The sequence below is a fragment of the Sphingopyxis sp. A083 genome (assembly GCF_001468495.1).
GTDB classification, from domain to species: Bacteria; Pseudomonadota; Alphaproteobacteria; order Sphingomonadales; family Sphingomonadaceae; genus Sphingopyxis; species Sphingopyxis terrae.
Genome location: NZ_LNSK01000002.1, coordinates 303,263 through 315,900 on the forward strand (window position 1 = coordinate 303,263; position 12,638 = coordinate 315,900).

Genomic DNA, 12,638 nt, shown 5'->3' on the forward strand with positions numbered 1-12,638 from the left:
GCGATTATCGGCGCTTGAGACGGAAATTGTCAAACTTGCCGGTCAGGCGGAGGAACAGCGGCATCAGCAGCACCGAAATGATGATCTGCGGCAGGACAAGGCCGAGCATATGCCCGGCGGGAGCGTGTGGAAAGGTGATAAGCACCGCAAGCGCCTGAACAGCGGCGACGAGCAGGGCGCCGATCGCCCAGTCGTGCAGGAAGCCGCGCCAATAGATGCGCTGCGACAGATAGGCGATCGCGATGCTCGCGGCGGTCCACAGCGCGATGGCGGTGCCGATCGGCGCGCCGCTGAACAGATCGTCCCACAGGCCGAGCGGCAGGCCGATCCACACCGGCCACATTTCGGTGCGCAGAAGTTGCCAACTCAGGAAGAAGAGGAGGCCGAGCGGGGGCAGCACGGGCGAACTGGCGACGAGCGGCAGCATCAACGGCAGCGCCGACGCGATCATCACCGTCGCGATCGGCACGATCTGCATCCGCCAGCGCGAGGCCGGCTCGCCAATCCGCTGCCCGTGCCGGTTCATGGTGCGCCGGCCGCCGTGGAGGATTGGGCGGGCACGGCCTGCGCCTCGATATTATCGGGCGTATAGGGGCGCAGCACCGCCACCGCATCGACCTTTGCCGGGTCGGCAAGCGGACGCGCGAGGGCACCATCGTCCTGGCGCCGCACGACGATGGCGACCGGAATGTTCGGCGGATAAAGGCCGCCGGTTCCCGACGTCACGAGGATGTCGCCGGGCTTGAAGGGATTGTTCGCGATGTTGAGCGTGCGGACGTCGAGATCGCCGTTGCCGCGTCCCGTTGCGAGCGCCGGCAGGCCGTCGCGCGCGCGGCGCACCGGCACGACATTTTCGACGTCGGTAAGGAGCAGCACCTGCGACACCGACGGTCCGGCGGTCAGCACGCGGCCGATCAGGCCGTCGGCACCGCGTACGGGCTGGCCCGCCGAAACACCCCGGTTGCGCCCGAGGCTGAGCAGCGCGATGCGGCGGCTGCTGGTCGAGGTCGAGGTGAGCAGATAGCCATGGGCGAGCGCCGAGCGATCGGTCTGTTGCAATCCGAGCAGCGACTTGAGCTGACGATTTTCCTCTTCGAGCGCGCTGGTCGCGACGAGACGGCGGCGCGCCTCGGCCAGTTCCTTGCGCAAGCGGCGGTTCTGCGATCCCGCGCCGACATAGGCCGACACAGTGTCGTCGACGCCGGAGATCGACCCGATCACCGACCGCGTTCCGCGCGCGACGGGCGCGGTTATCTCCTGACTGGCGACGCGCAGGGCGGCAAAGCCGACGGGGTCGGCGACCGAAAGGATTGCCAGCAACAGCCCCGCAAGCGCGCCCGTTATCGCAATAACATAGGCGGCGAACAGGCTGTACTGGGCCTTTCGGGATTGCCCCGGACGCCGATGTGCCGGGCGAACCATGGACCGTCTGTCCGCGATCAGGCTTGCTGCAGCACGCCGCGGAAGGCGGGATCCTCCATCGCGCGGCCGGTGCCGATCGCGACGCAGGTCAGCGGATCTTCCGCGACCGTCACCGGCAGGCCGGTTGCGTCGCGCAGCAGTTCGTCGAGTTCGCGGATCAAAGCGCCGCCGCCGGTCAGCACGATGCCCTGGTCGACGATGTCGGCCGCGAGTTCCGGGGCGGTGTTTTCGAGCGCGATGCGCACGCCTTCGACGATCGTGCCGATCGGTTCGGACAGTGCTTCGGCGATCTGCGCCTGATTGATCGAGATTTCCTTCGGCACGCCGTTGACGAGGTCGCGGCCCTTGATGTGGATCGTCATGCCGACGCCATCGGCGGGCACGCGCGCGATGCCAAAATCCTTCTTGATCCGCTCGGCGGTCGATTCGCCGATCAGCAGATTGTGATGGCGGCGAACGTAGGAGACGATCGCTTCGTCCATCTTGTCGCCGCCGGCGCGGACCGAGGTGGTGTAAGCCAAGCCGCGCAGCGAGAGCACCGCGACTTCGGTCGTGCCGCCGCCGATGTCGACGACCATCGACCCGATCGGTTCGGTAACCGGCATGTCGGCGCCGATTGCGGCCGCCATCGGTTCTTCGATCAGCCACACCTGGCTTGCCCCGGCGTTCGATGCGGCGTCGCGGATCGCGCGGCGTTCGACGCTGGTCGAACCCGACGGGACGCAAATCACGATTTCGGGGCTGCGAAACGCGTTGGCCTTGCCGCCGTGCACCTTGGTGATGAAGTGCTTGATCATCTGTTCGGCGACATCGATGTCGGCGATGACCCCGTCACGCAGCGGGCGGATGGCCTCGATGCTGTCGGGCGTCTTGCCCATCATCAGCTTGGCATCGTCGCCGACCGCCTTGACCCGCTTGATCCCGTTCAGCGTCTCGACCGCGACGACCGAGGGCTCGTTGAGCACGATGCCCTTGCCGCGAACGTAAACAACCGTGTTCGCGGTGCCGAGGTCGATTGCCATGTCTTGGGAATTGAACTTCAGAAAACGGGAAAAGAAGGACATCGATACTGCTTCCTGTCATCGGCACCTGCCAGCCGGGTGGGTCTGGTCCTGCCGCCATCGAATGTGAACCCGCGCGCCTACCGGCACAGGACCAATCAGGGGGAGATTCCGGCTCTTCCCGGACGGGGTGGCTGGACAAAATGATCAGGGCTGAGCGGATGGGTCGCGATTTGCGTCCGACTGCGCTAGGACAGCCCCCATGTCAATACGCCGCCTGCCGGAAAAGCTAGTAAATCGGATCGCAGCCGGTGAAGTGGTCGAAAGACCCGCCGCAGCGCTCAAGGAACTGGTCGAAAACGCCCTCGATGCGGGGGCGACTCGCGTTGCGGTGCGAATCGCCGAGGGCGGAATCCTGCGGCTGGAAGTCGACGACGATGGGTGCGGGATGACCGCGTCCGACATGGCGCTCGCGCTCGAGCGCCATGCGACGTCGAAATTGCCGACCGATGCGATCGAGGATGTGACGACGATGGGCTTTCGCGGCGAAGCCTTGCCGTCGATCGCCAGCGTTGCGCGGCTGACACTCGAAAGCCGCGTTGCCGGCGCGGACGGGTGGCGCCGTGTGATCGATAATGGCAGCCTCATCGCCGAAGGACCGGCGGCGCTCGCCAAGGGCACGCGGGTGATGGTCGAGGATCTGTTCGCGCGCGTGCCTGCCCGGCGCAAGTTTCTGCGCAGCGCACGCAGCGAATATGCCGCCTGTCTCGATGTCGTGAAGCGTCTGGCGATGGCGCGTGCCGACGTGGGCTTTACGGTCGAGCATGACGGGCGCCGCGTGCTCGACGTGCAGGGCGGCCAGGATCGTCTCAGCCGTGTCGCGGCACTGACCCAGCGCGACTTGGCGGCAAACAGCATCGGGGTCGATGTCGAGCGCGGCGAGGTCCGGCTCGGCGGCGTGATCAGCCTGCCCACCTACAACCGCGGCATCGCCGACCATCAATATCTGTTTGTCAACGGCCGTCCGGTGAAGGACCGGCTGCTCGTCGGGGCATTGCGCGGCGCCTATGCCGATCTGCTCGCGCGTGATCGCCATCCGGTCGTCGCGCTCTTCCTCGATCTGCCGACGAGCGAGGTCGATGTGAACGTCCATCCGGCGAAGACTGAAGTGCGGTTCCGCGATCCGCAGCTTGTGCGCGGGATGATCGTCGGCGGGTTGCGCCGCGCGCTCGACGAACAGGGGTTTCGCAGCGTCCAGCGCCCTGCCGAAGCCGCGCTCGCGGCGTGGCAGCAGGAGCCGGCAGCGCCAGCGCCGACGAGCGGCTTTCTGTTCGGCCAGCGCAGCGAACCCGCGGTGCATCTGTTCGGCGCGGACGTCGCGCCGCCCCCCGCCGATGCGGCGCGCGTCTATGACCGGATGATGCCCTTTGCGGGCGCCGCCGCGCCGATCGCGGGCCGCGCCGAAGTGGCCGAGGCGCCGCCGCCGGTGGCCGCCGACCATCCGCTCGGAATCGCACGCGGACAGATTGCCAACACCTATATCGTCGCCGAGGCCGAGGACGGTCTGGTCATCGTCGACCAGCATGCGGCGCATGAGCGTCTGGTGCTCGAACAATTACGCCGCGGCATGGCGGGGCAGGCGGTGCCGTCGCAGGGCTTGCTGCTGCCCGAGGTCGTCGAGATCGACGAGCCGGCGTGCGACCGCCTCGAAGCGGCGGCGGCGCAGCTTTCCGCGCTGGGAGTCGAGATCGAGCGCTTCGGTCCAGCGGCGGTGATGGTGCGCGCGACACCCGCGATGCTGGGTGCGATCGACTGCAACAAGCTGGTCACCGACATCGCCGACGATCTCGCGGGCTATGACGCCGCGCTGGGCCTGTCTGAACGGCTCGAACTCGTGGCGGCGACGATGGCCTGCCATGGGTCGGTGCGCGCCGGGCGTCCGCTTAACGTCGCCGAAATGAACGGCTTGCTCCGCCAGATGGAAGTGACGCCCCATTCGGGCCAGTGCAATCACGGCCGTCCGACCTGGGTGAAGCTGGCAATGGACGATGTGGAGAAGCTGTTCGGCCGCAAATGAGTGGGTTAGGGCGTTGATATTTTAATCGATTATCGTCGATAGCTTGGACGACCACGATTGATGACTGTAAACGACCGATTGTGGGCGTTACCGTCTCTCTCTCTGCGCGGCAGATCCCATTAATTTTTGTCGGCAACCCACACTAATTTTTACCAATCTGCCCCCGTGGCCTACACGGCTATTTGGGGCAGCTGTAGGCAACTTCGTAGGGCTGCCCCCAGCAACGCATGAAGGCATCGAGAACGTGGAGGTTCATGGGCCATGCTACACGCGACGGGTTCCCATTAATGTCCTTCAGGTCTTCCAGTTCGGGTGGCGCGGGGAGAACGGAAAGCTTGTCCCTTGCACTTCGCAGAGCGTTTATGTCGCCCTTCAAAAAAGCGATGCTGCCATCAACATAGAGGTTCCATCCCCATTTTCGGTCTTGGTCAGCGGGATGGCGAGAGGCTTCGAACAACGAGACAGCTTGAGAATACTGGCCGGCGCTGGCTCGCATCTGGCCCTCGTGCCAATAGAGCGTCGAGTCTTTTGCGCCATGCGATTCACGCCATTTCTGAATTAGCTCTGCGGCTTCGAAGTAGCATTCGTTTGCTGCCAGCGGTCGCCAGCCTCCGTTCATGTCTTGATCGAACGCGCGTTCATCGAGAAGAAGCGTGCTTCGCAGATCATAGCTGCATTTCGGTGATGCTTCGGGCGAAGCGGTAGCCAAGACCATGAGCACGATGCTAAACATTGACCTAACCTATCTCACCAAAGGTCCGCTTCCTACCCCATATGGGTCATTGCTACTCCAGCTTCGGCAAGCTGGCACCTCTTATGGGTGGGCTGGGGTGAAGCCGGCAATGGACGATGTTGAGAAGCTGTTCGGTCGGAAGTGAGGGCGGCGCGAGCGTTCGGAATCATGATGGCCGGGAATCACAACGCCCGGGCCTCATCCGAGACCCGGGCGCCTGTGACGAACGTCGCCATCCCCCTTGTGCACAGGCCAGGCGACCGGCCTGCACTCCCTGGAACCGGGCCTTGCGCCGCGTTGAACCAGAAGCCATTGGGCTATGCGCCGCGCCGGGCTTTGTCACCCATTCGTCGACAGGCTGCGGCGCTTTTGCACCGCCCTGTGGCCGTTCGGCAACATATTCTGCGAATCGTTCGCAGCGAATTGCGCCCCACGGTGGCCATTGCCAGCGGCCCGGACGCCCCCTAAAGCGGCGGCATGACCGCAACGCGCACCGCGCCTGAAGGGGCGTCCGCCCGATGATCCTGCGTCCTTACGAACGCGCCATCTTCAAACGCTATCTGCTTCCGCAACGCGGCGAAGGCTTCATCTTCGTCGCGGCGGCGTTCAGCTTTACCGCGGTGATGCTGGGGGTCGCGGCGCTGGTTATCGTGATGAGCGTGATGAATGGCGTCCGTTCCGACCTGTTCGACAAGATCGTCGGGTTGAACGGGCATGCGGTGGTGCAGGGCTTTGGCGGCCGTCTCGACGACTGGCGCGATCTGCTCAAGGAGGTGAAGGCGACGCCGGGCGTGGTGTCGGCGACCCCGCTGATCGAGCAACCCTTGCTCACCACCTTCAACGGGCGGGTCGAGGGGGTGCTGGTGCGCGGGATGACCGTTGCCGACATTCGCGGCAACGGCGTGCTCAACGGCAAGGTTTTGCAGGGCAATCTCGATTCGCTGACGCCGGGGACGGACAATGTCGCCATCGGCAGCGAATTGGCGCGCAATCTGGGCGCGACAGTCGGGTCGATGATCACGATCATCAACCCCGCAGGCCGATCGACGCCGTTCGGAACCGTGCCGCGCGAAATTGCCTATCGCGTGTCGGCGATCTTCGAGATCGGCGTCTATGATTTCGACAAGGCCTATGTCGTGATGCCGATGGAGAATGCCCAACTGCTGCTGCTCACCGGCGATCAGGTCGGGATGATCGAGATCAAGACGACCGATCCCGACAAGGTCGGCGAGATATTGCAGCCGCTGGCCGAAAAGGTCGCCGCGCAAGCGGTGATTTCGGACTGGCGATCGATGAACAGCAGCCTGTTCGAGGCGCTGTCGGTCGAGCGCGTCGCGATGTTCGTGATCCTGTCGCTGATCGTGCTCGTTGCCGCCTTCAACATCATCTCTTCGCTCATCATGCTCGTCCGCGCCAAGACGCGCGACATGGCGATCCTGCGCACCATGGGCGCGCCGCGCGATGCAGTGATGCGCATCTTCATGGCGATCGGCCTGTCGATCGGCGTCGCGGGAACCATTGTCGGCATGATCATCGGCTTCAGCCTGCTCTACTTCCGCGCCGGCGTGCTGCGCGGGGCGGAGTTCCTCACCGGGCAGCCACTGTGGGATCCGTCGATCCGCTTTCTGACCGAATTGCCGTCGAAGCCCGATCCGTTCGAAATCGTCGGCATTGCGGTGATGGCGATCGTCTTCAGTTTCCTTGCAACGCTCTATCCGGCGCTCAAGGCCGCGAATACCGATCCCGTGCAGGTGCTGCGCTATGAGTGATGTCGTCCTGGAACTTGTCGACCTGAAGCGCAGCTTTACGCAGGGCGACGTTACCATCCATGTGCTGCGCGGTATCGATGCGGCGCTGAAGCGCGGCGAAATCGTCGCGCTGCTCGGCCCGTCGGGATCGGGCAAGTCGACGATGCTGCAGGCGGTCGGCCTGCTTGAAGGCGGTTTCGAGGGCACGATCCGCATCGATGGCGAGGATGTGACGCGCTTCGATCAGGCCGCGCGGACAACCACGCGGCGCGAGAAGATCGGCTTCGTCTATCAATTCCACCATCTGCTCCCCGATTTCAGCGCGGTCGAGAATGTCGTGCTGCCGCAGCTCATTCGCGGCGCGCGCCAGGCCGAAGCCGAAGAGCGCGCCGCCGACCTGCTCGGCCGCCTCGGGCTCGCCGAGCGTCTGCACCACAAGCCGAGCAAGCTTTCGGGCGGCGAGCAACAGCGCGTCGCGGTGGCGCGCGCGCTGGCGAACCGGCCGCTGCTCGTGCTCGCCGACGAACCCACCGGCAATCTCGACGAAGCGACGGCGGACCGCGTGTTCGACCAGTTCGTCAAACTCGTCCGCGATCATGGTTCTGCCGCACTGGTTGCGACGCATAACGAACGGCTGGCGGCGCGGATGGATCGCGTGTGGCGCTTGCACGAAGGACAGATCGAGGCGTAGGTTTTTTACCCCGCCCGCTTGCGGGAGGGGCAGCGAGACTTGGTTCGGTATAGCCGAACCTAGTCGCAGCGGGGTGGGCCGGTGACGATTTGGTTCAGCCCACCCCGTTGCGAGTAGCGAGCAAGCTCGCAACTCTCACTGCCCCTCCCGCAAGCGGGTGGGGACGAAGTGAGGAGAAGGCGAATGGGGCTATACGATTTCTCAGCGAAACTGCCGGGCGGCGGATCGCAGGCGATGGCCGATTACAAGGGCAAGGTGCTGCTGATCGTCAACACCGCCTCCAAATGCGGCTTTACGCCGCAATATGAAGGGCTGGAGGAGCTCTACCGCGATTACAAGGATCGCGGGTTCGAGGTTCTGGCCTTCCCCTGCAACCAGTTCGGCGCACAGGAGCCCGGCGATGCGGAAGAAATCAAGAATTTCTGCTCGCTGACCTATGATGTCAGCTTCCCGCTGATGGCGAAGATCGATGTCAACGGCGACGACGCCGATCCGATCTTCAAGCATCTGAAGAAGGAAAAGACCGGGCTGCTCGGTAGCGGGATCAAGTGGAACTTCACCAAATTCCTCGTCGACCGCGACGGCAAGGTCGTCTCGCGCCACGCGCCGACGACCAAGCCGGAGCAGTTACGCAAAGAAATTGAGGAATTGCTGGGGTAGGGGATAGGAAGCCGATGCGCTTTCAATTCGATGCTTCTTTCGAAGCAAGGCCGCTCCATAGGGCAGAAGATGTTGTGTTGGATCTGGACAGCATCGAGAGCGCCCTGAAGTTGCTATTGCCGACGGAGCTTAGAGATTTGTTCGAGCAATTCGGAGCAGCGATAATCTTCGATCAGCAAGTGGAATTCCTGGCGCCGCATTGCATTTTTTCTAATGAGGCCGGCCGGATTGGATTGGATCTAATCTATGGTCCTCTTAACGGCGACCACGGAATCGTGAGACGCAATGAGCAACTTTCTTGCCAGTTGCCGGAATGGGCCGTCGCCTTTGCGGAGATTGGAGGTGGGAACATGCTCTTGATCGACCGGCGCGATCATGGCGTGTCCGTCTGGTTGCATGACGAGGTTCTGTCGTCGCGGGCCGTCACACCGATCTATGCGGGGTTCCGTGATTTTCTCGATGCGCTGGTCAGGATCGACGCCCCGCCGCTGCGTTCTATCGATGAGCTTGGGCTGGATTTAAAAGCGATGGGCCTGACGAAAGAATAATCATGGAACGGTGAGGCGCTTTTGTCGACCGCGACGGCAAGGTCGTCTCGCGCCACGCGCCGACGACGAAGCCCGAGCAGTTGCGCAAAGAGAATGAGGAATTGCTAGCATAATCGTCGCCCCCGCAAAGGCGGGGGGCGCTATCGGTTTACGCAGCGACGCTGAATCAAACCTCCAACGGCCCCCGCCTTCGCGGGGGCGACGATTATGGCCATGGTCGAATCGCCATCGTCACGTTAGCGTAATCAAATGGCCTATAGCCCCTTTGTTCCCCTGCGCGTCTTTTCCAGTTTCACCATGCTGGAGGGGGCGATCGAGCCCAAGGCGATCGCGAAAGCGGCGCGTGAGCGGGGTTTTCCGGCGATTGCGGTCGCGGATCGCAATGGGCTGTACGGCGTCATGGCCTTTGGAGATGCGTGCAAGGCGGCGGGCATCCAGCCGATCGTCGGTGCTCTGCTCAGCGTGGCGCGGCCGGGGCAGCGGCTGGCGAGCGGCGCGCCGCTGATCGACTGGATCGCGCTCTATGCGCAGGACGATGCGGGCTACAACAATCTGTGCGCGCTGGTGTCGGCGGCGCATCTCGGCCGACCCGTCGAGCAGGAGCCGCATGTGCTGCTGTCGGACCTTGCCGGCAAGACCGACGGGCTGATCTGCCTGACCGGGGGCGGCGAGGGCGCTCTCGCGCGCTTGCTGGCCGGCGAGCAGAAAGCGGCCGCCGACGAGTATGTCGAGCAGTTGGAGGCGCTGTTTGCCGGGCGGCTGTATGTTGAGCTATCGCGGCGGGGCGATGCAACCGAAAAGGCCGCCGAGGCAGCGCTCATCGAATTGGCCTATGCCCGCGCGCTGCCGCTGGTCGCGACCAATCCCGCCAATTTCGTCGATCCGCAGTTCCACCCCGCGCATGATGCGATGCTGTGCATTGCGCAGTCGGCCTATGTCGAAAGCGAGGATCGCCGCGCTTCCAACCCCGAAGCCTGGTTGAAATCGGCCGAGGCGATGGAGGACAGTTTCTCCGACCTGCCCGAAGCGATCCGCAACACGCTGGTCATCGCGCAGCGCTGCGCCTTCATGGCGCCGAAGCGCAAACCGATCTTGCCGAGCCTTGCGGGCGACCGCGAGGGCGAGGCGGCGCAGCTAAAGGCCGACGCCCACGCGGGCTTGGCCGAACGGCTGGCGCTCTATCCCGACCTTAGCGAGGAAGAACGGCAGGCCTATGTCGAGCGGCTCGACTTCGAGGTCGACGTCATTACGCAGATGGGCTTTCCCGGCTACTTCCTGATCGTTGCCGACTTCATCAAATGGGCGAAGGCGCACGATATTCCGGTGGGGCCGGGGCGTGGATCGGGTGCGGGCAGCCTCGTCGCCTGGTCGCTGACGATCACCGACCTCGACCCGCTGAAGCTCGGGCTGCTGTTCGAACGCTTCCTCAATCCCGAGCGCGTGTCGATGCCCGACTTCGACATCGACTTCTGCGAAACCCGCCGCGGCGAGGTGATCCGTTATGTGCAGGAGAAATATGGCCGCGACACCGTCGCGCAGATCATCACCTTCGGTAAGCTGAAGGCGCGCGCGGTGCTGAAGGACACCGGCCGCGTCCTCCAGATGAGCTATGGTCAGGTCGACCGGCTGGCGAAGCTGGTACCGAACCATCCGACCGATCCCTGGACGCTCGAACGCGCCTTGAACGGCGTCAGCGAACTGATGACTGAATATAAGCAGGACGACGGAGTGCGCCGCCTGTTCGACATGGCGCGCCAGCTCGAAGGCCTGCCGCGACACAGTTCGACCCATGCGGCTGGGGTCGTGATCGGGGACCGGCCGCTCGACCAGCTTGTCCCGCTCTATCGCGATCCGCGCTCGGATATGCCGGTCACGCAGTTTGACATGAAATATGTCGAGACGGCGGGGCTGGTGAAGTTCGACTTTCTTGGCCTCAAGACGCTGTCGGTGCTCAAGGAAGCGCGGCGCCTGCTCGCGCTGCGCGGCGTCGATGTCGATCTAGATACGCTCGGCTGGGACGATCCCGCAGTCTATGAGCTGCTCCAGCGCGGCGACACCGTCGGGGTGTTCCAGCTGGAATCCGAAGGGATGCGGCGCACGCTGTCGGCGGTAAAGCCGACAAATTTCGGCGACATCATCGCACTCGTCGCGCTCTATCGGCCGGGACCGATGGACAATATTCCGCTGTTCGGCGCGCGCAAGAACGGGCGCGAGCCGATCGCCTATCCGCACCCGCTGCTCGAAGGCATTCTCGCCGAAACCTATGGCATCTTCGTCTATCAGGAACAGGTGATGCAGGCGGCGCAGATCCTCGCCGGTTACAGCCTCGGCGGCGCGGACCTGTTGCGCCGCGCGATGGGCAAGAAGGTGCAGGCGGAGATGGACGCGCAGCGCGACACGTTCGTCAAAGGCTGCGGCGAGCATAATGGCATCGACGCCAAGGCCGCGAATGAGCTGTTCGACTTGATCGACAAATTCGCAGGCTATGGCTTCAACAAGAGCCATGCTGCGGCCTATGCGCTGCTCTCCTATCAGACGGCGTGGCTGAAGGCGCATTATCCGCACGAATTCTTCGCCGCGTCGATGTCGTTCGACAGCCACCAGACCGATAAATTGTCGATCTTCATCGACGATATGCGCCGTCTCGACATCGCGATCGCGCCGCCGTCGATCAACGACAGCGAGGCCGATTTTTCGGTCGGGCGCAGTGAAGACGGGCTGGCGGTTCGCTACGCGCTCGGCGCGCTCAAAGGCGTTGGCGAAAAGGCGATGGAGGCTCTGGTCGCCGAGCGTCAAGCCAAGGGTGATTTTGCGAGCCTCGACGATTTTGCGGCGCGCATCGACCCCAAGCTGCTCAACCGTCGCCAGATCGAGGCGCTGGCGGGCGGCGGCGCGTTCGACTGCGTCGAGCCCGACCGCCCGCGCGCCTTCGCCGGGGCCGAGGCGCTGCTGGCCTGCGCCAATAGTTCGGCGCACGAACGCTCGACGGGGCAGGGCGGGCTGTTCGGCGGCGATGTCGCGATCGCGCCGGTGCTCCAGCTGTCCGCCGCCGAGCCCTGGACGCTTGCCGAGCGGATGGCGAAGGAGAAGGACGCGTTCGGCTTCTATTTCTCGGCCCACCCGGTCGAGCAATATGAGGCGGTGATCGCGGCGCGCGGCGCGCGGACCTATGGCGATATCTGTGAGACGGTCGAAATGACGCCCGGAACGCGCATCCCTATGGTCATGGCGGCGATGGTCGAAAGCGCGCGCCCGCGCGTGTCGCAGCGCGGCAACCGCTTCCTCAATCTGACACTGTCGGACCGCAGCGGACAATTTCAGTCGAGCTGCTTCGACGAACAGGCGGGCAAGATATTGGAGGCCTTGGCGGCCGACGGTGGCTGCGCCCTGCTCAACGTCGAGCTCGATCTGCTGGAGGGTGAGGAAACGCCGCGCGTGACGGTGCGCGGGGCGCAGTCGCTCGCCGACATTGCGGCGAGTGCGGCGCTGCAACTCGACTGCCGGGTCGAACTGTCCGAGGCGCCGGGCGAGATGCTCCGCTATCTCGAACGGCGCGAGGATGCGCGCGGGCGGGTGATCGTAGCGACGACCGATCCGCTGACGGGCGAGGACATCCGGATCGAGCTGGGACGCGGCTTCGCGCTCGGCCCAGACACCGTCTCGCGGCTCCAAATGGTTGCAGGCGTAACCGATGTGGCGCTTTCGCTGGTTCCGCCGCGCGATTTTCGCGTCCGCTAGGCCCGCCCCCTCTTGCGCGC

The 12,638-nt window shown here is 64.3% G+C and carries 10 protein-coding genes; 6 read left to right on the forward strand and 4 right to left on the reverse strand.

All coding sequences use genetic code 11. From position 1 onward, the window contains the following. Window positions 1–4 precede the first annotated feature (4 nt). Genes ATE59_RS05620 through ATE59_RS05630 form a run of 3 tightly spaced genes read right to left on the reverse strand, consistent with a single transcriptional unit; the run spans window position 5 to window position 2,486 of the window. Window positions 5–526: a hypothetical protein gene (locus ATE59_RS05620; RefSeq protein WP_003043748.1), complete on the reverse strand. Its 522-nt coding sequence runs from the start codon at window positions 524–526 to the stop codon at window positions 5–7. Beyond that, window positions 523–1,422, reverse strand: coding sequence for a rod shape-determining protein MreC (gene mreC, locus ATE59_RS05625; RefSeq protein ID WP_058811520.1), 900 nt, complete (start codon window positions 1,420–1,422; stop codon window positions 523–525). The genes ATE59_RS05620 and mreC overlap by 4 nt, the downstream gene beginning before the upstream one ends. 17 nt (window positions 1,423–1,439) lie before the next feature. Next, window positions 1,440–2,486, reverse strand: coding sequence for a rod shape-determining protein (locus ATE59_RS05630; protein WP_003043744.1), 1,047 nt, complete (start codon window positions 2,484–2,486; stop codon window positions 1,440–1,442). Between the two features lie 199 nt (window positions 2,487–2,685). On the opposite strand from ATE59_RS05630, the gene mutL reads away from it, so the two are divergent. Next, window positions 2,686–4,500 carry a DNA mismatch repair endonuclease MutL gene (gene mutL, locus ATE59_RS05635; RefSeq protein ID WP_058811521.1) on the forward strand — a complete coding sequence of 605 codons (1,815 nt, stop codon included), beginning with the start codon at window positions 2,686–2,688 and terminating at the stop codon, window positions 4,498–4,500. Between the two features lie 178 nt (window positions 4,501–4,678). Here mutL and ATE59_RS05640 read toward each other — a convergent pair whose 3' ends face one another. Next, window positions 4,679–5,233 carry a hypothetical protein gene (locus ATE59_RS05640; protein ID WP_058811522.1) on the reverse strand — a complete coding sequence of 185 codons (555 nt, stop codon included), beginning with the start codon at window positions 5,231–5,233 and terminating at the stop codon, window positions 4,679–4,681. A gap of 518 nt (window positions 5,234–5,751) precedes the next feature. On the opposite strand from ATE59_RS05640, the gene ATE59_RS05645 reads away from it, so the two are divergent. The 5 genes from ATE59_RS05645 to dnaE all read left to right on the forward strand — a co-directional run bounded on the left by ATE59_RS05645 (window position 5,752) and on the right by dnaE (window position 12,618). Continuing rightward, entirely contained in the window at window positions 5,752–7,002 is a 1,251-nt protein-coding gene (locus tag ATE59_RS05645) for a lipoprotein-releasing ABC transporter permease subunit (RefSeq protein WP_058811523.1), read from the forward strand. Continuing rightward, window positions 6,995–7,672, forward strand: a complete 678-nt coding sequence (locus ATE59_RS05650; RefSeq protein WP_058811524.1) for an ABC transporter ATP-binding protein — start codon at window positions 6,995–6,997, stop codon at window positions 7,670–7,672. Before ATE59_RS05645 ends, ATE59_RS05650 begins: the two co-directional genes overlap by 8 nt. Before the next feature lie 183 nt (window positions 7,673–7,855). Continuing rightward, window positions 7,856–8,332: a glutathione peroxidase gene (locus ATE59_RS05655; RefSeq protein WP_003043734.1), complete on the forward strand. Its 477-nt coding sequence runs from the start codon at window positions 7,856–7,858 to the stop codon at window positions 8,330–8,332. 14 nt (window positions 8,333–8,346) lie between these two features. Continuing rightward, window positions 8,347–8,880 (forward strand): SMI1/KNR4 family protein, encoded by a 534-nt coding sequence (locus ATE59_RS05660; RefSeq protein WP_058811525.1) that lies wholly within the window; start codon window positions 8,347–8,349, stop codon window positions 8,878–8,880. Window positions 8,881–9,129: 249 nt separating this feature from the next. Further along, window positions 9,130–12,618, forward strand: coding sequence for a DNA polymerase III subunit alpha (dnaE, locus tag ATE59_RS05665; RefSeq protein ID WP_058811526.1), 3,489 nt, complete (start codon window positions 9,130–9,132; stop codon window positions 12,616–12,618). The last annotated feature ends 20 nt before the right edge of the window (window positions 12,619–12,638 follow it).